The organism is Sporosarcina sp. P26b, from assembly GCF_002743245.1.
Lineage (GTDB): Bacteria > Bacillota > Bacilli > Bacillales_A > Planococcaceae > Sporosarcina > Sporosarcina ureae_C.
Genome location: NZ_PDYW01000034.1, coordinates 1 through 19,871, shown reverse-complemented (window position 1 = coordinate 19,871; position 19,871 = coordinate 1). Strand labels below are relative to the sequence as shown.

The following is a 19,871-nucleotide window of genomic DNA, read 5'->3' as shown; positions in this document are numbered from 1 at the left end:
CAGATCTGTAGAGTTCGACGATTGTTTGTTTGAATTCCTGGTTATAACGTTTTTGTTTCATTCCGGACACGTCCTCTCTATTTATTAGGATAGAGACTTAACTAACTTGTGTCCATACATCTATACTAGCTCCAAATAGTGAAATAGTGATATTTGGTGCCGGGAAAGGGGGAAAGTTAACTTACTTTGCCTTTACACAAATGGGTTATAAATCCATAACAGTTGTGGATAACAATGAAGAAAAATGGGGGAGAAGTATAGGAACGAAAATTATAGAAAATCCGTTAAAGGTCTTATTTCCGAGAAAGGAAAGTATTAAGATAGTCATTGCGAGTGATTATTATATGGAAATATCTATACAATTAAAGCAATTGGGTTATATTGAAATGGATGACTTCTATCCAATCTTAGATACTGTTGAGAATATCAAATATATTAGTGAAGAAAAACTTTTAGTGAAACAGAAAAAAGTAATTAATGGGGTTGAAGTTGGTAAGTATACTTATGGCTATCAAAGATTTTGTTTTCCAGGAAGCATGGTAAAAAGTATAGGTTCATTTACTTCAATAAATCGTACTGCCGAAATTAGCAATACTAATCATCCGGTTGAATATATAACTACACATCCTTTTCTGTACAGAAAAATAAACCAATTTACAGGAGTGGAAAAAATTCCTGGAATTTTAAAAGATTCGGATGTAATGAAAAGAAATGATATTAAAAAAAATGGTAAAGTTGAAATTGGAAATGATGTTTGGATAGGAGCAGGTGCTATTATACTACCTTCTATTAAAATTGGAAATGGCGCAATTATTGGAGCGGGAGCGGTTGTAACAAAAGATGTACCTGACTATGCAATAGTGATTGGAGTTCCAGCAAGAATTATGCGATTTAGATTCACAATAGATGAAATCACAAAATTAAATGAAATAAAATGGTGGAATTGGGATGATAAAATTATTAAAGAAAGGGGAAAACTTTTCAGTAATAACGAAAAGTTTTTTCAAGACCACATGAATTAATAGAAACTTTATTATTATCTATGATGAAGTGTACCAATTTATAACCGACAGGAGACTTAATTTAGTGTGGCGGTAGCTATGTATATTAATATTATGATGAAAGGTCTGGTAGAAATGGAAGACAAAAAAATAGATAAAGTAATAGTTTTTGGAGCTAGCGAAGGTGGTAAAAACTATTATGAAAAACAAACTGATTACAAAATCTTAGCATTTATAGATAATGATAAAAATAAACATGGTAATTTAATAGGCAGTATACTTATTGTATCACCTGAAAATATGAAAAAATATGATTATGATTATATTATTATTGCTAGTGTTTTTTATAAAGAGATAAAAAACCAACTTTTAAATAAATTTAAAATTAGTCCAAAAAAAGTTAAGGTGGCCCCTAAAAGACTTTTGAAAGTATCTGATCGTCCTTTCGAAGATAATGATACTTTAGAGTTCGCGAGGGAAACTTTATTGAGGTTAATAAAGTTATTTTCTCAAAACAAAATTAAATACTTTGCTGATTTTGGTACATTGCTAGGAGTTGTTAGGGATGGAGATTTAATATCATGGGACGATGATATTGATCTGTCTATACTAATGCAAGATTATGAGGAGGTTATTAATTTTTTAAAAACTAAATTTGAAGAGATAGTAGTAGACAGCAATATAAAATGTAAGGTACATGTTACACACGATCAAATACGAAATGAACCTATAAATATAGGGTTATCTTTTATTAGTAATGGTAATAGAATAATTAAAAAGTTTCAAATCAATATTGGTGTAATTACAATAAAAGATAATCTTGCAATACAATCAATGAATAGTTCACCAAAACATCATTTTGAAAAACAACTAAAAGTTGATTTTTTTGGTGAAGAAATTAGTGTTCCTTTTGATTATGAATCATATCTTGAATTTACCTATGGAGATTGGAAAACACCTAAGAAAGATACAAGTTTTGAAGATTACCCATTTTCTTTTAAAGATATAGTAGTGCCTTATAAAGAAATTATTTGCTAATGTGGCTAAATAAAATACTTTGAAGAAATAGCTTATTATAGCTAGATTTAAGAAGGCAATGTTAAGGATATCGAAGGAGACTAAATTATGAGAAAAACACTTCAATTAAAAAAACTGATTCAATCTGACAAACTAGGTTTTCTTATGGAAGCCCACAATGGTCTATCTGCAAAAATTGTTGAAAATACAGGATTTAAAGGTATTTGGGCAAGCGGCTTATCTATAGCCGCAGCGCTTGGTGTACGTGATAATAATGAAGCTTCTTGGACGCAAGTGTTAGAAGTAGTAGAGTTCATGAGTGATGCAACTAGTATTCCTATTTTATTAGATGGAGATACGGGGTATGGTAACTTCAATAATATGCGTCGTTTGGTTAGAAAGCTGGAGCAACGTGGCATTGCAGGCGTTTGTATAGAAGACAAACTATTTCCGAAAACGAATTCGTTTATTGATGGAGAAGCACAACCGCTTGCAGATATGGATGAATTTTGTGGGAAAATCAAGGCTGCGAAGGATGCACAAATGGATCCGGACTTCATGGTTGTTGCACGTGTAGAAGCATTTATTGCGGGCTGGGGATTGGAAGAGGCTTTACGCAGAGCGGAGGCTTATAGACTTGCTGGGGCTGATGCGATTCTAATGCATAGTAAAAAATCGAATGCAACGGAAATTAAAGCCTTTATGGACGTTTGGAGCGATCGTCACCCTGTTATTATTGTGCCAACTAAATATTACTCTACACCATCCGATCATTTCCGTGAGTGGGGTGTAAGTACGGTCATTTGGGCAAATCATAATGTCCGTGCAGCTATTACAGCAATAGAGGAAGCTTCCAAGAGGATATTTGAAGATGAAAGCCTTGTAAATGTGGAAGGGACAGTCGCTAGCGTAAGCCATATCTTTGAGCTTCAAGGAGCTAATGAGTTAAAAGTAGCCGAAAAAAAGTACTTACCAACTTATGGGCAAGATACGAATGCGATTATATTAGCAGCGTCTCGTGGTTCAAAATTAGGTGAGTTAACAAGTATAATCCCGAAAACATTACTTAAAGTAAATGGAAAACCTATTTTACATACACTAGTGGATGAATTTAATCAGATGGGAATCAAAGATATTTCTGTCGTTCAAGGGTACGGGAAAGAATTTATTACGATAGAAAATATATCGACTATCGATAATCCACTATTTGATGAAACTAAAGAGTTGTATTCACTTTCTTTAGCTATGAACCAAATTAAGGGCGATACAGTCATTTCTTTTGGAGACATCTTATTTAAAAAGTATGTGTTGAATGAATTACTTAATCATAAAGAAGATATTGTAGTGATTGTGGACAGTGACGTAGAACAAAAAGAAGAGTATATGGATTACGTCCAGACGGATTGTTCGTATGATCGAAAGTTATTCAATCAAGTAGCCACATTAGAAGTAATGTCCACAAAATTGGATGGAAAAGCGGTTGATGGGGAGTTCATCGGTTTATGGAAGGTCAATGAAAATGGTGCGAAGGTTATAAAAAGCGCAATTGAAAAGTTGACAAAAGAAGACTCGTTCAATCAGCTTCGTCTCAGTGATTTATTCAATTATGTTGCAAAACATCACAAAGTTTCGGTAAGTTATATTCGCGGATCATGGATGGATATTGATAATATTATAGACCTTCAAAAAGCAGGTGAATTATAAAATGCTAGATATGCATGTCGTCGGGAAAGTGTTAGATGATTTAGGGTTTGACTTTTATAGCGGAGTTCCCTGTTCATTCCTTAAAAGTATGATTAATTATGCGATTAATAAGGATCAATTTGTGATGAGTGCGAACGAAGGGGATGCGGTTGCAATTTGTGCAGGTGCTCAATTAGGGGGCAAGAAAACGGTATTCCTATGTCAGAACTCTGGTATTACAAACGCTGTTTCTCCTTTAACCTCTTTAAATCAAATTTTTAAAATTCCAGTCTTGGGCTTTGTAAGCTTACGTGGAGAAGAGGGGATTTCAGATGAACCACAGCATGAATTGATGGGGAAAATCACTAGTGACTTATTAGATACTATGAAGATTGCTAATGAAGTATTGTCTTTAGATATAGATGAGGCGAAGAATCAATTAAAGAGAGCTAATGAAACAATCGAAAATGGTAAATCATTTTTCTTTGTTGTGAAGAAAAATACGTTAGGTACAGTCAAATTATTACCGAAAACAATAGTAAGCAAAGAGAATTGTAAAGTGGAAATAAGTGACACTCCAAAAGCTTATCCCAAAAGAATTGAAGCGCTAAAAGTAGTCCAAGATATGTCAGACGCTGATACGCTAGTTCTTGCGACAACGGGCGTGACTGGCAGGGAGCTTTATGAGTTGGAGGATAAGTCCAATCAATTGTATATGGTTGGCTCAATGGGGTGTATTAGTTCTTTAGGGTTAGGTCTAGCATTGGCGCAACCAAATAAAAAAGTGGTTGCTGTTGATGGAGATGGTGCGTTTTTGATGCGAATGGGTGCAATCACAACAAATGCTTATTATTCTCCCAGGAATCTATATCATTTGTTGTTAGATAATGGCATGCACGAATCAACAGGTGGGCAAGAGACAGTTTCAAGCCATGTTGATTTCGTTAAAATAGTTGAAGGTGCATGTTATCCAAAGGTAGATTCACTCAAGTCAGTAGAAGATTTGCATTTGTCATTAGAAAAGTGGAAAGGAAGTCCAGAGTTGACGTTTGGCTATCTTAAAACTAGTCCAGGTGTAAAAGAAGATTTGGCGCGCCCCAATATTACGCCTTTTGAAGTGAAGAATCGTTTGATAAATTATTTAAGTGGTGATCAAAATGATTAAAAAAGCAGTCATTGTTGCGGCGGGATTATCTAGTAGATTGTATCCTTTAACTTTAAATAATCCTAAATCACTTTTGGAAATAAATGACGAAGAAATCTTGTTGCGAAATATTAAATTATTAAAAGCTTCTGGCGTGAAAGAAATATTTGTTGTTGTCGGCTATCGAAAAGAAGATATTATGAAGAAGGCGCAAGGACAAGCACAATTTATTTTCAATCCTTTTTATAAGTTCTGTAATAATATGGGTTCCCTTTGGTTTGCGAAGGAAGCTATGAATAATGAGCCGTTTTATTATTTGCATGGTGATATTGTGTATTCGGAAGAGTTGTTAAAAGAATTTATTAAAAAGACAATAGATTCATCTGCTGCGATTGACTTATCTGTAGATTTCAAAGAAACGAATGAAGAAGCGATGAAAGTGCGTGTAACAGATAAACAGCATTTAATAGAGTCCAATAAAGAGATTGAGCTTAAGAAGAGCGATGGAGAATGGATTGGCCTTGCCCGAATTAACAATCCAATTGTTGTATTTAATTATATCGAAAACACCTTAACAGAAGAGCGGTATAATGTGTATGATACGTATGCATTTTCTAGAATGGCGGCAGCTGGAGAGAAAATACTATGCATTCCAACGATGAATGAACCGTGGATTGAAATTGATTTCCTTGAAGATTATGAAAAGGCGAAGGAGTTGTTTTCGTGAATTTCACTTATTATAACCCAGTGAAAATTGATTTCGGTATAAACTCTATCGAACGTTTACCAGAATGGATCGGAAATCGTAGTGCCTTACTCATTACTTCCGATGGATTTGAAAAGCGTGGGCTAGTTGCCTCCATGTGTATTAAGAATCCGCAGATTAAACAGGTGATTCATACGATTCAACCAAACCCTACACTTACTCAATTGAGAGAGTTATATGTAGATATTGACTTTAGTTCATTTGAAGTAATTATTGCACTTGGTGGTGGTAGTGTAATCGATATGGCAAAAGCACTTTCAATTTACAAAGATGACATTGTAGACGAGCCGTTTACCTCGATTGAAAAGATGTTATTTAATGGTTATGAATCTGAAGAAATTCTATATAAACCTATTATCGCAATCCCGACAACTGCCGGTACAGGTAGCGAAGTAACGCCTTGGGGAACGATTTGGGATGATGTGAATAAAAAGAAGTATTCTATTCATTCAAATAAACTGTGGTGTGAGGTTGCTATTTGTGATCCTAGACTGACGCTGACACTGCCAAGAGCGTTGACTATTCAAACCGGATTAGATGCATTGTCGCATAGTTTGGAATCTATATGGAATGTGAATAAAAGTCCGGTATCTTATAGCTATGCGAAAGAAGCTATTCCAAGTATTATAGAAACGTTACCAAAGCTAGCTCGAAATTTAGATGATCTAGCATTGAGAAGTCAGATGATGTTGTCGGCTTTACAAGCTGGTTTAGCTTTTTCGAATACCCAAACTGCAATAGCACATGCGATGTCTTATTATATGACATTACATAATGGGATTCCGCATGGTATAGCGGCCAGTATGACCTTGCCAGTGATTGCTAAGGTAGCAATAGTTCAAGAGTCGTTAGAGAGTGATTTGAAATTGTGTTTAGGAAATGTTCCAGTAGAAAGACTTGAACAATTTTTGCGTACACTTGATGTTTCAATTGATTTTACGACATATGGTTTAACTACTTCGGACTTTGTTGCTATAAAAGAGTCTTTGAAGGAAACGAGTCGTTCTAAAAATAGTTTGATTGACACGGACATGCTTTTTGAACTTATTTCGAATGAAATTTAATGTTTAAAGCACTGGAGTAGGAGGAAGCCTATGAACATAGAAAAACTAAAACAAGTATTCGCAGATAGCCTTGATATAGATTCATCCCTAGTAGTAGACAACCTAAGATTCAACTCCATTGCAGAATGGGACTCAATTGCACATATGGCGTTAGTTACAGAAATCGATGATGTATTTGATATAATGTTAGATACCGATGATGTGCTAGATATGAGCTCGTTTGCGAAGGCGAAAGAGATTTTGGCGAAGTATGAAATTTTGTTTGAGTAGGTGATGTATATGTTGAAGGATAAAATCATTTTGGTGACGGGTGCGACACGTGGAATTGGACAAGCTACTGCGGTTAAATTAGCGGAGTGTGGTGCGCAGGTAGTGTTGCATGGTCGCACGCATGAAAGGCTTACGGAGACGATTACAGCTGTGCAGGCTGTTGGTTATGAGCCATTCGTGGTGTTATATGATGTAACAGATAAACCTGCGATGAAGCAGGCTATTGTTTTGATCAAGAAGGAATTTGGTCATTTAGATGGCTTGGTGAATAATGCGGGTGTCATGCAAGAAGGTTTGCTCGGCATGATGAAGATTACTGCGATTCAGGAGATGTTGACGGTCAATGTAACGTCTGCTCTTGTACAAATGCAATATGCGTCGAAGTTGATGTTGAAAAATGAATCTAGCTCGATTGTTAATGTTAGTTCAATTATTGGATTGAACGGGGCGGAAGGTAGTACGGCATACGCGGCGAGTAAGGCGGCTGTTGTGGGCTTCACGAAATCGGCTGCGAAAGAATGGGCGATGAAGGGGATTCGTGTCAATGCAGTGGCTCCTGGTTTTATTGAGACGGACTTGACGTCGCATTATGAAGGTGAACGTAAGGACGCTGTGTTGCAGATGATTAAGATGCAACGGTTTGGAAAGGCACGTGAAGTGGCGAATGTAATTGCATTTTTATTGTCAGATGACGCTTCGTATTTAACGGGTCAGATTATTGGAGTAGATGGGGGCATGGTTATTTGACCATGTCTTTTTGTCATATAGGGGGGAAGATGATGGGCTTCTTTGCAATGGATAGTGAATGTGTGGCGGTTATTACGAAGGATCGGTCATATAGTTATTGTGAAATTCCTCGCATCGAGTTTACCAGTTCGACTAAAGAGTTGATCATAATTTTATGTGAGAATAAGATTGGTGTGCTTGGAGCTTATATAAGTGCGTTGAATAGTGGACATGCGGTGATGTTGCTTGCGAAGGATATGAATCTTGAACTTTTGACTGAGATATTGACTAGTTATGAGCCCAAGTGGATTGTTGGACTGGAAGCTTTTAAAGGATATGTAGTGAAGGATAGTAAGTTAGTTCGTGTGCAATCTGTTAATCAGGAGATTCATGCAGATTTAGCTGTGTTGTTGAGTACTTCAGGTACGACGGGGAGTCAGAAGTTTGTGCGTTTGTCGTATCAGAATTTACGGGCCAATGCGGAGTCAATTATTGAGTACTTATCAATCGATAAACAAGAGCGTGCGATGATGAATTTGCCGTTGTCTTATTCGTATGGGATGTCAATTGTGAATAGTCATTTACTTGCGGGAGCTTCTGTTTTATTGACGGATGAAAGTGTCATAGCGCAGTCATTTTGGTCTTTGGTGAAGGAGCAGAGGGCGACGTCACTTGCGGGTGTACCGTTTACGTATCAAATGTTGCAGCGAATTGGTTTCTTTAAGATGGATCTACCAGATTTGAAAACGTTGACTGAAGCGGGCGGTCGTTTAAATACGAATTTGGTTGAGGCATTTGGGAACTATGCAAGTGAGAATGATAAGCGTTTTTTTGTAATGTACGGACAAACAGAAGCAGCACCACGAATTTCTTACATTCCGCATAATCGGGTGCTTAAGAAATCAGGTTCAATCGGCATTGCAATTCCTGACGGTGAGTTATCAATTGATCAAGAAAATGATGAGCTAATTTACAGTGGACCAAATGTGATGATGGGCTATGCAGAGTGTGTGGCTGATTTGGCTAAGGGAGACGAATTGAATGGTGTCTTACATACGGGTGATACAGCGGTTGTAGATGCAGAAGGTTACTATACGATTACCGGACGCTTGAAGCGTTTTATTAAATTATTTGGTTTGCGCATTAATTTGGATGAAATTGAACGCACATTAGAGAAAGAGTTTCAAATGGCTGTAGCTTGTGCGGGAAATGACGATAAATTAGTTATAATGGTGGAAGAGGAATCTGTGGTGGAGTTGGTGAAAGCGGCTGTGGCTGAACTTTATAAATTGCACCGAACGGCGTACAAAGTAAAGGTGCAAGAGATTCCACGTTTGCCGAATGGTAAAATAGATTATGTAACAATAAAGGAGACGTCTATATGATCGTTCCTTATCATCTGATACAACTAGAAAAAGAGCGTGCGTTGGTCGAGAAGTTGAATGACTTAACGAAGTGGCATATAGATAGATGTCCCGAATATCGGGCGATGCTTGAAAAAAGCGGTGTGGTTGTTGAGGCTAGTACGATAAGTGAAGTACCGTATTTGCCTGTGCAGTTGTTTAAGTTGATGGAGCTGAAGTCTGTTACTGATGAGAACGTTGTAAAGGTACTGACTTCTAGTGGCACGACGGGGCAGCAAGTATCTCGGATTTATTTGGATAAGGAAACGGCTGTTGCACAGACGAAGACACTTGTTGAAGTGATGAAGCCGATTTTAGGTGGAAAGCGTTTACCGATGATTATACTGGATACGAAGTCGGTGTTGAGGGATCGTACGTCTTTTAGTGCGCGTGGTGCTGGGATTTTAGGGTTTTCTAATTTTGGTCGTAAGCATTTTTATGCTTTGCATGATGATATGACGCTCGATATAGAAGGATTGCAGGCTTATTTAAAGGAGTATGAAGGGCAACGCGTGTTGTTATTTGGTTTTACTTTTATGATTTGGCAGTATGTCTATAAAGAAGCCGTTGCGCGGAATTTACAGTTAGATTTCGGTGATAGTGTGCTTATTCATGGTGGAGGTTGGAAGAAGCTAACGGATGAAGCGGTGGATACGCAGACGTTCAATCGTTTGCTTTCTGAGCAATTAGGTATTCGTGAAGTACATAATTACTATGGCATGGTAGAGCAAGTAGGCTCTATTTTTGTTGAGTGTACTGATGGTTACTTACATGCGCCTAGTTATGCAGATGTGCTGATTCGCGATGCAATTACATTCGATGAGCTTCCTATAGGTGAAAAAGGCTTGATTCAAGTGGTAAGTGAGCTACCTAAGAGTTACCCAGGGCATTCATTGTTAACGGAAGATTTAGGAACAATTATTGGTGTGGATGATTGCAATTGTGGTTGGAAAGGGAAGTATTTCACTGTGGCTGGCCGTATTCCGAAAGCTGAATTACGGGGATGTAGTGATACGTTTCAGGAAGGTGATCGCGAATGAAGTTGTTTTGGCCGATAGAGAAGGATTGGGAGAGTGAGCTTTCTACGTTAGGTGAATACGCACCTAAACGACCATTTGATGAGTCGGTGCTTGCTTTCATGCAGGCATTGTCTAAGCGTTTTGTGCGTATGAGTCAGACGCCTGAGATTGTGGCACTTGGATTTTGGTTGCGAAAAGCAAATGTACATAAGTTACAGCAGGCTTTTGAACGTGAAGGCCGACTGGTAAAGGCAAGGGGAACGGTGTTTCATATTGCGCCTTCAAATGTGGATACGATTTTTGTTTATTCTTGGATGCTGTCGCTTTTAGCTGGGAATCGCAATGTGATTCGTGTTTCTAGTAAAGAGTTGGTTGGTATGGGTTTGCTGCTGGAGACGATCGTGGAAGAGTTGCAGAATCCTCTTTTTGAATCGATAGCGGAGCGGACGATGATTTGTACATATAGTCATGAAGAAGTGGCAACGGCTAAGATTAGTGATGCTTGTCATACGCGTGTGATTTGGGGGGGCGATGAGACAATTCGTGCGATTCGCAAAGTACCGCTTGCTCCGCTTGCGAATGAGTTGGTATTTCCTGATCGTTTTTCATTGGCTGTGTTGAGTAGTCAATCGGTAGTTGCGTTAAATGAAGAAGAGTTGAATCAACTTACGGATCGCTTTTATAATGATGTGTTTTGGTTTGATCAGATGGCTTGTTCTTCGTCTCGGTTGGTTATTTGGACGGGTTCAAGTCAAGAAGAAGCGAAGGTACGTTTCTGGTCAGCGTTTCAGAAGAAGATAGAAGATAAGCGATATGAGTTGGTGGCGGCTACGCAAGTGTTGAAGTATACGACGATGTTATGGATGGCGGCTGATAATGCAGTGACGAGTGTTTCGCCAAGTAAGTATATTTCACGGGTGCAGTTGGATGAAATTCCTGCCTTTGCACGAGAGAGGCATTGTGGCGGCGGTTTGTTTTATGAGTATGATACAGTAGATTTATTAGAAGCAGCTGCACTATTGATAGACAAGGATCAGACAGTATCTTATTTTGGTTTAGACCTGCAGGAGTTGCGTGAGTTTGTTGATGCGATACCTACACGTGGTGTGGATCGAGTGGTGCCTGTTGGACAAGCGCTTGATTTTAGTGGCGTCTGGGATGGACAGAACTTTTTGACTTCGTTTACAAGGGAAGTTGTGATCATATGAAATGGATTTCAATTCGTGAAGAACATTTGCAACAAATTTTGGATTGGCGTACGAGTGAAGCGGTGACACGGTTTATGTATACGGATATCGACTATAGTTTGGATAATCAGCAAATGTGGTTTGCTTCTATTCAAGCGGATGATACTGGTCGGTACTGGTTGATGGAAAATCGTGGCGAGTTAGTCGGACTCATATCAATCACGGATATTGATTGGCGACATAAGCGCGGATCGTGGAACTTTTATATAGGCAATCCAAAGTATGCGATGATTGCTGGGTTACTCGGAGCTTATATGTATAACTATGCGTTTTATACGTTAGACTTTCAGAAGTTATCGGGTGAAGTGATGGATGTGAACGAGGGCGTTCGATCGTTGCATCAGAAGTTAGGTGCGCGTGAAGTAGGTGTGCTAGAACATCATATTTTGAAGAATGAAACTTGGCATGATGTACATGTTTTTGAGATGACTAAAGCACATTGGCAAGAGGTCGGACAGAAGTTTAGAAAATATGTTCCGGAGGTGGAAGTATGAAAACCATCGTCATTATTCAAGCTCGAATGGGTTCCACTCGATTGCCGAGAAAGATTGTGAAACCGTTGGGAACGACAGATGTTCTAGCATATGTAACTTCTCGTTGTAAGCAAATTCAACATATTGAGGATGTTATTGTAGCGACATCTACTTTACTACAAGACGATGCGGTTGAAGCTTGGTGTCTGGAACATAATGTTACGTGTTTCCGCGGTTCTGAAGAGGATGTTTTAGATCGTTATGTACAATGTGCGCGAGCCTATGAGCCAGATTATGTGATGCGTGTGACAGCAGATTGTCCGTTTGTAGATTATGAATTGGCGAGTGCTGTTATTGAATTGATGAAACGCGAACGTAAGGATGTCTTGAGTTTGGTTGGAGGTATGCCTAGGGGATTAGCAGTAGAGCTGATTTCTTATGTTGCACTTTTAACGATTCATGAAAAAGGGCAAGAGCCACGACATCGGGAACATGTGACATATTATGCGTATGAATATCCAGAAGAATTTATGCATGCGGTATACACTGTGTCGAGTGATAGATTGCATCCAGAATTGCGTATTACGTTAGATACGGCTGAAGATTATGCGTTATGTCGTGCAATTGCAGATCGTTTTCAAGATGATTTAGTTCCTAGTACCGATGTTATTCAATATTTATTGGATCATCCAGAAATTGCTGCGTTAAATGCACATATTGAACAGAAGCCGGTTGACTAATATGGATGTGCTGATTCGTACGGATGCATCTGTTGAAATTGGTTCTGGTCATGTGATGCGCTGTTTGATGATTGCGGAATTGTTACGTGATCACGGATGTGTAGTAACATTTATGATGGAGCTATTGCCAGGAAATTTGATTGAATTTGTTAAAGCTAAAGGATTTTCAGTTGTTCAAGAATTTAAGCCGGCTGAAATTTGTATTATTGATCATTATGCAATTGATGAGACTTGGGAGCGCTCGATTCGTTCGGAAGTAAAGAAGATTGTTGTCGTTGATGATCTAGCGAATCGCTACCACCATTGTGATGTGTTGATTGATCAAAACATGGTTCCTGATTTAGAAAGACGTTATGACTTTTTAGTACCTGAACATTGCGTTCGATTACTTGGACCAAGGTATTTGATTATGCGGGGAGAGTTTATACGTGAGAGACAAAGCGCGAAAGTACGAGATGGCAATATTGAGCGTTTGCTGATTTTTATGGGCGGTAGTGACCCGACGAATGAGACGATGAAGGTTTTAGCCGCAATGGATGATGTGAAGTTTCATCGAGTAGATGTTGTAGTTGGGGCATCGAATGAGATGAAGGCGGATATTGAAAAGTTATGCGCAGGATCGGGTTACACTTTTCATTGTCAAATTGATTATATGGCTACGTTGATGGGCAAAGCAGATTTTTCAATTGGTGCTGGCGGTAGTACAACGTGGGAGCGATGTTATGTCGGACTGCCATCGTCGAGTACGGTAGTGGCGGATAATCAATTGATTGCGACGGAAACAGCAGCTAGTCTTGGGGCTGTTTGGAATCTTGGTTGGCATAAAGAGGTTACAGTTGATACATATAAGGAATTCATTCAGTCGTTGCGTACTAGGCGTGATGAGTGGAAGAATATGAGTGAACGTGGAATCGAGTTGACGCAAAGCGAAAGACCGAATCCATGGGTAGATACTATAATGGAGTTGATGGAATGATAAACATAGCAGGGCGTGAAATTGGAGTTCATACAAATCCTTTCATTATTGCGGAGATGTCGGGTAATCATAACCAGTCGTTGGAACGTGCATTGCATCTTGTAGATTTGGCGGCTGAAGCGGGAGTCGATGCGGTGAAGTTACAGACATATACACCGGATACGATGACGCTAGCTATTCATACAGGTGAGTTTTTCATAGAAAGCGATACGAATTTATGGAAAGGGCAGTCGCTTTATACTTTGTATGAGGAAGCATATACACCGTGGGAATGGCATGAAGCGATTTTTGCGCGTTGTAAAGATCATGGGATTTTAGGATTTAGTTCACCGTTTGATGAGACAGCGGTAGATTTCTTGGAGACGTTGGATGTTCCAGCTTATAAGATTGCTTCATTTGAAAATGTGGATATTCCATTGATTCGTAAAGTTGCCGCCACAGGAAAGCCAATAATCATTTCGACTGGTATGGCTAGTTTGGCTGAACTAGATGAAGTGGTTCAAACGGTTCGTTCACAAGGAAATGAGCAATTAATTTTATTGAAATGTACAAGTACATACCCCGCCACACCGACAAATTCAAATTTATTAACAATTCCCCATCTACAACAATTGTTTGGAACAGAGGTTGGCTTGTCGGATCATACGATGGGGGTTGGAACGTCGATAGCAGCAGTTGCTTTAGGGGCTACTGTTATTGAAAAACATTTTACGACGTCACGTGAAGATGGTGGAGTGGATGCAGCATTTTCAATGGAACCACACGAGTTGAAGTTGCTCGTGGAAGAGTCAGAGCGTGCTTGGCAAAGTCTTGGGAAGATTCAATATGGCCCGACGACTGCGGAATTGGCTTCATTGGAGCATCGACGTTCGTTGTATATTGGTGAAGATTTGCAAGTCGGCGATGTCTTGACGGAAGACAATGTTCGTATTATCCGACCGGCGCATGGACTGGCTCCTAAGTATTTGGATTTAGTGTTAGGGAAGACAATTAAAACAGATGCGGTGACAGGAACACCGCTTAGCTGGGAGTTGTTATTATGAAAAAACGAAAGGACTTCTTATCCTATGGTAAACAATCAATAGATGAAACGGACATTGCGGCTGTAGTGGAAACATTACAGTCGCCTTTTTTAACACAGGGTCCGAAAGTTGAAGAGTTCGAGCTAGCAGTTGCGGAATATGTTGGAGCGAAGTATGCAGTGGCGTTTGCGAATGGTACGGCTGCGCTTCATGGAGCTTGTTTTGCGGCTGGTTTTGATAAAGATGATGAAGTGATTACGACGCCGATTACGTTTGCAGCAACGTCTAATGCGGTGTTGTATTGTGGCGGTACTCCAGTGTTTGCTGATATTGATGCCGAGACATATAATCTAGATCCTGCTTCTGTACGTAAGAATATATCTTCTCGAACGAAGGCAATTATGCCGGTAGATTTCACAGGACAGCCGGTGGATTTGGATGCAATGATGGAGATTGCACAAGAGTATAAGTTGGTGGTTATTGAAGATGGTGCACATTCGCTGGGCGCTGCTTATAAAGGTAGAAAAGTTGGATCACAAGCCCATATGACGATGTTCAGTTTTCATCCTGTGAAGCCCATTACGACGGGCGAAGGTGGCATCATTACGACGAATTCTGAAGAGTATTATGAGAAGTTGAAGTTGTTTAGAAGTCATGGAATTAGTAAAACACCTTATTCAATTGAACAGGGTGATTGGTATTATGAAATGACGAATTTAGGCTTTAATTATCGGATGAATGATATTCAAGCGGCACTTGGTTTGTCGCAGCTTGGGAAGTTGGATGGATTTATTGAACGTAGACGTGAGATTGCGTCTCTATATAATGAAAAGCTAATTGATGTTCGGGGTGTTGTGATACCTGAACAGTTGGAGGATACTGAATCGGGGTGGCATTTGTATATGATTCAATTAGATGAACGTGTGCTTGGGAAGTCTAGACGTGAAGTATTTGATGAGATGCGTGCGATGAATATTGGTGTACATGTTCACTATATTCCAGTGTATTGGCATCCGTATTATCGGGATTTAGGCTATGAAAATGTTACTTGTCCGATAGCGGAGCAATGGTATGAGCGTGCGTTGACGTTACCAATTTTCCCTGGGATGACAGATACGGATGTTGAGGATGTAGTGGAGAGTTTAAAGCATATCATACACACTCTTTAAAAAGAGTGTTTTTTGTCGATATATATTACATAATGAAATGTAACGTATCTAACGTAGTGAAGGGATTTTGATGCGATATGAAACAATTAAAGCTAGATCTCTCATTAGTAGAGTCATTTTTGCAAGCTCATGAAATTCCTTTGTTTAATATGTTAGTACCAGGTCCCTACACAACTCTAGTGTAATTCAGAATTGTTCCCGATTTGTGCCAGGACCTGGTACCTTCTTTAAAGGGGATATTTAAAGATATAAGGAGTATTGTTCCAGTACAGGCCAAATAGTTGGCACAGAGGTGCTGCTCGATTATTTACAAAACAAGGTAAGAAACAATCATGAAATTTTCATATAATAGGTACCTTCATTACGATTACTCGTAAGCGCGCTCAATGTAAAGTGTCGCATATCTTTGATAGTAAAAAGCGACCGAAACCATTCACAAATTAATAAAGACTGGTATAGTTAACATTACTTAAGCTATTAAATAGTTTAAAAGCACTATCGATTCAAACAATTATTTAATTGACGAGGTAGGGGGGATATTATGGTGATACCTAACTTTTTTGATGATTATCACTTACCGGACGGAATTCATGAATGTACAATGGAAGAAATAGAAGAAGAATTTCTTTTTTCGGGGACTAGAGAAAAAAAGTGGAAACAGTTTACTTCTATGTTATTCAGAATGGAAGAATTAGGTATAAAACCAAAAAAGCTACTAATTAACGGGAGTTTTGTAACTAGAAGAGAGAATCCAGGGGATGTAGATTTTGCGGCATTGATTCCTCCAGAGATAATAATCGAAGCTCTAAAAAAGGCTGAAGATGATCATGATATTAGCGGTATAAAACTATTTATAGGACATGAAAATCAGTTGGCATTAAGAAATCTTTTTGGAGCCCATCTATTAGTAGCTGATAATGAAGAAATGTTGAATGAGTGGTCAATGATTTTTATAAAGGGCCAATCCGGAAAATTGAGGGAACCTGATCCGAAAAAAGATCCTGAGTGGGTTAGAAGACCAGACCGCAAGGGAATACTACAGATAACATTGGAATAGATACCAATAGGAGGTGATTCTATTGACAGCAAATCATTATGAAACAGAAATTTTAGATACGATTAATGATTTAAAAAGAGCAAAGAAAAATCTTGAAAGAATACTTAGCGACTATCAGAATACACCCCAATTAATCGAATTTTATTTACCTTCTGCCGAACTTCAGGTGAACAAATTAAATATGCACTTGAAATATTTAATTGAAAATGAAACTAAAATGCAATTAGATGAAAGTACAAACTATGTTGAACCAGACATTTGGATTAGATTAGAAGGAGAAACCTTTGAAGGCAAGGGGCAAATTGGAGTAATAGGAGCTTATCTACAGAAATTAAATGTAGCGAATAAACAAGCCGTAAACTTAATTGGACGTATACATGAAAGATTTGAAAAGTCCAAAGGAATGCTTAGTAATATATCATCTCTTGATTTAGTATCCACTGCTCAAGGTAGTTTTAAATTAGGCTTAAAAAGAACAGATATCAATCCTCAACTCGGTTTTGAGCAACTCGATTTATTTTATAGTGACGATGTTGCTGGTGATATTCAAAAGTTAGAAGATTTAAAGGATTTAGAGGAACTTTCTATTGAAGGCATAAAATTAATTGCAGATACGATAGAATCAAGCCAAAATGATGAGTTGTTTGAAAAGTTAAAAGAACGTTTTGGAGAAAATGATTTCAAAAAGCTGATTCATTATACAAAGGAACTTGTACCAACTTCTAGATCTTCCTTTGACAAAGTATTTTTCGAAGGAAATTATATTGATTCATTTCAAGCTGTCGAAGCTACAAGAGATACCAGGAAGTTATTAATTGATAAAGAAAAGACTTTGACGCAGAAATCTACATTCATTGAAGGAGAAGGATGGTTCAGGGCTGTAGATATGGATAACTTTACTGCCACAATTAGACCTTTACACTATAAAGATACTACCTTGGCAGAAATATCTTGCAAATTTTCAAAAGAAACATTTACTTCTAATGATATCGCTTCTTTTATTGATAGATTTTTCAGCGTAAACGGTTTCTTGGTATATAACCAATACCAAGAACCGATTAGATTAGATGTGGACGAAGTACTATTAAAGAATACTTCAGAAATTGAAAATTAATTTATTTTAAAGGTAAGCGTCTAAAAATCGACACGTTGTTTCATACAAAAGAAAATGCCCCAAAGAATCGATTAAAGATCCTTCGGAGCATTTACTATTTCTTTGACTGGATATAACAATTCTTTGGTAAGGTCTTCGACCAAGGCATTAAATAGTAGTTGGTACCAGGTCCCCACACAACTCTAGTTTAATTCACAATTGTTTCCGATTTGTGTCGGTACCTGGTACTTCCTTAAGATTGTAAGACACCAAATTTGTAGATGCTAGGTCCCTGCACAGCTTTAGTTTAATTCAGAAGTGTTTAAAAATGTGTGTGGACTGGTATTTATCTTCTAAGTTTCACGACACTTTTCCAAAACTATTAGTGTGGCGCTGTGCATCAAACGACTCGGACACTATTCTAAGTTGTTCGAGAGTTGTTTGATACACAGGCAAACTTGTTTTTAACTTGCGAGTAGGAGAAGAAAGCATGATGGCTGCACTGAGTCGGATTGAAGATGTTGATGTAGCGAAGGGATTTTGGGGTTGTTGCGTTAACATATCTAGACATGAATAAGATTTCACTACTGGATTTGTAATTCAGAACTGAAATGCGAGTTTCTATATATTGGAAAAATGTGAAGGAGAAAGAAATTGAAATGCAGAATATCATAAGTACTTACAAAGAATATGTAAAATTCTCGAATGAAAATATAAATATTCCTATACATTACATTATTTTTTTAATTTCCATGTTTCTAATGTACAACCCATCTTATATTGACTTAATAAATGCAAATAGTTGGGTTCCTTCTAACATAAGAGATATTTTGTTAGGAGTATTTGATTTGATTTATTCTAATATTTTTTTAATTTATATTGTTTTAATGATACTTTTCACTTCTATATATACTTTGGATAAAATAAACATTTTCAATAAAATACTTCCAAATGATGAGCAATTTACTGACGGTACTAAAGTAAGTTGGAACCAAATCAGTGCATTGCATAGAATAATTAAATGTGGAATAATATTAATTACCGCATTATGGATTTATTATTTTGCAATTAACGTCTTATTTAATCCTGGAAATTATATTAATAACTTTTTTGATGAAAATATATATGATTTTTCCGAAACAGGATATTATGATAATATTCATTCAACATTCATGCAGACTTTATACTATCTAAATTTAGTTATTTTAATATGTTTTATAATCCGCTCTTTGTTTCAAATTAAAATACCTGTCAGTAAATATACTTTGAATAATGATCATTTATCATATTACATAGAGATAAATTTTTATTCTTGTACTCCTTCAATGGGACAAGAGAAAAGAATAGTTATTATGAAGGATAAATACGCGAAAAAATCAAACTATTACTTAATAGAAGAACATGCTAAGCCATACAATGAACCAAATATTAATCTCATAAAAGGTACTATAGCTCCGTCACTAAAAAGGCCAAATATCAAGTCATATGAAGTGAAAAATGTCTCTAGAGATTTAAATGAGATTATTTATCACTTTGATCAACTTGTTTTACGTTTGGAAAGGCAAAAATAAATTAAATATGCACATAAAAGTAATCATAGAATAAATATTGCAGCCCATAATACGAAACTGCTTTGATGAGTAGTATTGTTTAAAGTGAACCTTTTAACTACACAACTTTATGTTTGTTCTCAATAGTTCAGGTATCTATATAGGACTCAGCTGTGTTAAGAATCTGAAAAGCTCGCCAATTCATATAAGAATTAGTGGGCTTTTTATTGTTTTTACTAAGTCGTGCCCACTAATGTTGCATAGCTGTAAATGAGGGGTACCTGTTATATGAAATAGATTAAGTGAAGCACAAAGAAAAGTAAGCGTCAAATAGTGAACACATATTAATAGAAGAAGATTCGTGAGATACTCCTCCCATAGAACACATTTTGGGAGGTATTTATTTGAAAAGAAAAGAGAAAGAAGCATACTGGTCTGCGAAGATCGATGA

The 19,871-nt window shown here is 37.5% G+C and carries 19 protein-coding genes; all 19 read left to right on the top strand.

Translation table 11 applies throughout. The annotated features are described in order from the left end of the window. Positions 1-200 precede the first annotated feature (200 nt). The 19 genes from CSV69_RS17385 to CSV69_RS15390 all read left to right on the top strand — a co-directional run bounded on the left by CSV69_RS17385 (position 201) and on the right by CSV69_RS15390 (position 19,441). A complete protein-coding gene (locus CSV69_RS17385; RefSeq protein WP_304442404.1) occupies positions 201-1,022 on the top strand; it encodes a CatB-related O-acetyltransferase in 822 nt (273 codons plus the stop codon). A 66-nt stretch (positions 1,023-1,088) separates the two neighbouring features. Then, positions 1,089-2,039: a LicD family protein gene (locus CSV69_RS15475; protein ID WP_099693896.1), complete on the top strand. Its 951-nt coding sequence runs from the start codon at positions 1,089-1,091 to the stop codon at positions 2,037-2,039. A gap of 87 nt (positions 2,040-2,126) precedes the next feature. Further along, the gene (gene aepX, locus CSV69_RS15470; RefSeq protein WP_099693895.1) at positions 2,127-3,722 is read left to right on the top strand and encodes a phosphoenolpyruvate mutase; all 1,596 of its coding nucleotides are present in this window, start codon (positions 2,127-2,129) and stop codon (positions 3,720-3,722) included. Between the two features lies 1 nt (position 3,723). Beyond that, on the top strand, positions 3,724-4,866 hold the full coding sequence (gene aepY, locus CSV69_RS15465) for a phosphonopyruvate decarboxylase (RefSeq protein WP_099693894.1): 1,143 nt from the start codon (positions 3,724-3,726) through the stop codon (positions 4,864-4,866). Further along, on the top strand, positions 4,859-5,572 hold the full coding sequence (locus tag CSV69_RS15460; protein ID WP_099693893.1) for a phosphocholine cytidylyltransferase family protein: 714 nt from the start codon (positions 4,859-4,861) through the stop codon (positions 5,570-5,572). Before aepY ends, CSV69_RS15460 begins: the two co-directional genes overlap by 8 nt. Then, entirely contained in the window at positions 5,569-6,675 is a 1,107-nt protein-coding gene (locus tag CSV69_RS15455) for a phosphonoacetaldehyde reductase (RefSeq protein ID WP_099693892.1), read from the top strand. The genes CSV69_RS15460 and CSV69_RS15455 overlap by 4 nt, the downstream gene beginning before the upstream one ends. Positions 6,676-6,705: 30 nt before the next feature. Then, entirely contained in the window at positions 6,706-6,945 is a 240-nt protein-coding gene (locus CSV69_RS15450; protein WP_099693891.1) for an acyl carrier protein, read from the top strand. A gap of 9 nt (positions 6,946-6,954) precedes the next feature. Then, positions 6,955-7,692 carry a glucose 1-dehydrogenase gene (locus CSV69_RS15445; RefSeq protein WP_099693890.1) on the top strand — a complete coding sequence of 246 codons (738 nt, stop codon included), beginning with the start codon at positions 6,955-6,957 and terminating at the stop codon, positions 7,690-7,692. 32 nt (positions 7,693-7,724) lie between these two features. After that, positions 7,725-9,056 (top strand): AMP-binding protein, encoded by a 1,332-nt coding sequence (locus tag CSV69_RS15440; protein WP_099693889.1) that lies wholly within the window; start codon positions 7,725-7,727, stop codon positions 9,054-9,056. Beyond that, positions 9,053-10,114, top strand: coding sequence for a LuxE/PaaK family acyltransferase (locus CSV69_RS15435; protein WP_099693888.1), 1,062 nt, complete (start codon positions 9,053-9,055; stop codon positions 10,112-10,114). The genes CSV69_RS15440 and CSV69_RS15435 overlap by 4 nt, the downstream gene beginning before the upstream one ends. Continuing rightward, positions 10,111-11,301: an acyl-CoA reductase gene (locus tag CSV69_RS15430; protein ID WP_099693887.1), complete on the top strand. Its 1,191-nt coding sequence runs from the start codon at positions 10,111-10,113 to the stop codon at positions 11,299-11,301. Before CSV69_RS15435 ends, CSV69_RS15430 begins: the two co-directional genes overlap by 4 nt. After that, the gene (gene pseH / locus CSV69_RS15425; RefSeq protein WP_099693886.1) at positions 11,298-11,834 is read left to right on the top strand and encodes a UDP-4-amino-4,6-dideoxy-N-acetyl-beta-L-altrosamine N-acetyltransferase; all 537 of its coding nucleotides are present in this window, start codon (positions 11,298-11,300) and stop codon (positions 11,832-11,834) included. The genes CSV69_RS15430 and pseH overlap by 4 nt, the downstream gene beginning before the upstream one ends. Next, on the top strand, positions 11,831-12,553 hold the full coding sequence (locus tag CSV69_RS15420; RefSeq protein ID WP_099693885.1) for a cytidylyltransferase domain-containing protein: 723 nt from the start codon (positions 11,831-11,833) through the stop codon (positions 12,551-12,553). The genes pseH and CSV69_RS15420 overlap by 4 nt, the downstream gene beginning before the upstream one ends. Continuing rightward, positions 12,531-13,529 carry a UDP-2,4-diacetamido-2,4,6-trideoxy-beta-L-altropyranose hydrolase gene (pseG, locus tag CSV69_RS15415; protein ID WP_233192409.1) on the top strand — a complete coding sequence of 333 codons (999 nt, stop codon included), beginning with the start codon at positions 12,531-12,533 and terminating at the stop codon, positions 13,527-13,529. The genes CSV69_RS15420 and pseG overlap by 23 nt, the downstream gene beginning before the upstream one ends. Continuing rightward, positions 13,526-14,572 (top strand): pseudaminic acid synthase, encoded by a 1,047-nt coding sequence (pseI, locus tag CSV69_RS15410; protein ID WP_099693883.1) that lies wholly within the window; start codon positions 13,526-13,528, stop codon positions 14,570-14,572. The genes pseG and pseI overlap by 4 nt, the downstream gene beginning before the upstream one ends. Next, complete coding sequence (pseC, locus tag CSV69_RS15405; protein ID WP_099693882.1) at positions 14,569-15,720, top strand: UDP-4-amino-4,6-dideoxy-N-acetyl-beta-L-altrosamine transaminase; 1,152 nt, start codon at positions 14,569-14,571, stop codon at positions 15,718-15,720. Before pseI ends, pseC begins: the two co-directional genes overlap by 4 nt. A 541-nt stretch (positions 15,721-16,261) precedes the next feature. Then, a complete protein-coding gene (locus CSV69_RS15400; RefSeq protein ID WP_099693881.1) occupies positions 16,262-16,777 on the top strand; it encodes a DUF6932 family protein in 516 nt (171 codons plus the stop codon). Positions 16,778-16,799: 22 nt separating this feature from the next. Then, on the top strand, positions 16,800-17,891 hold the full coding sequence (locus tag CSV69_RS15395; RefSeq protein WP_099693880.1) for a hypothetical protein: 1,092 nt from the start codon (positions 16,800-16,802) through the stop codon (positions 17,889-17,891). A gap of 617 nt (positions 17,892-18,508) precedes the next feature. Further along, on the top strand, positions 18,509-19,441 hold the full coding sequence (locus CSV69_RS15390; protein ID WP_143560844.1) for a hypothetical protein: 933 nt from the start codon (positions 18,509-18,511) through the stop codon (positions 19,439-19,441). The last annotated feature ends 430 nt before the right edge of the window (positions 19,442-19,871 follow it).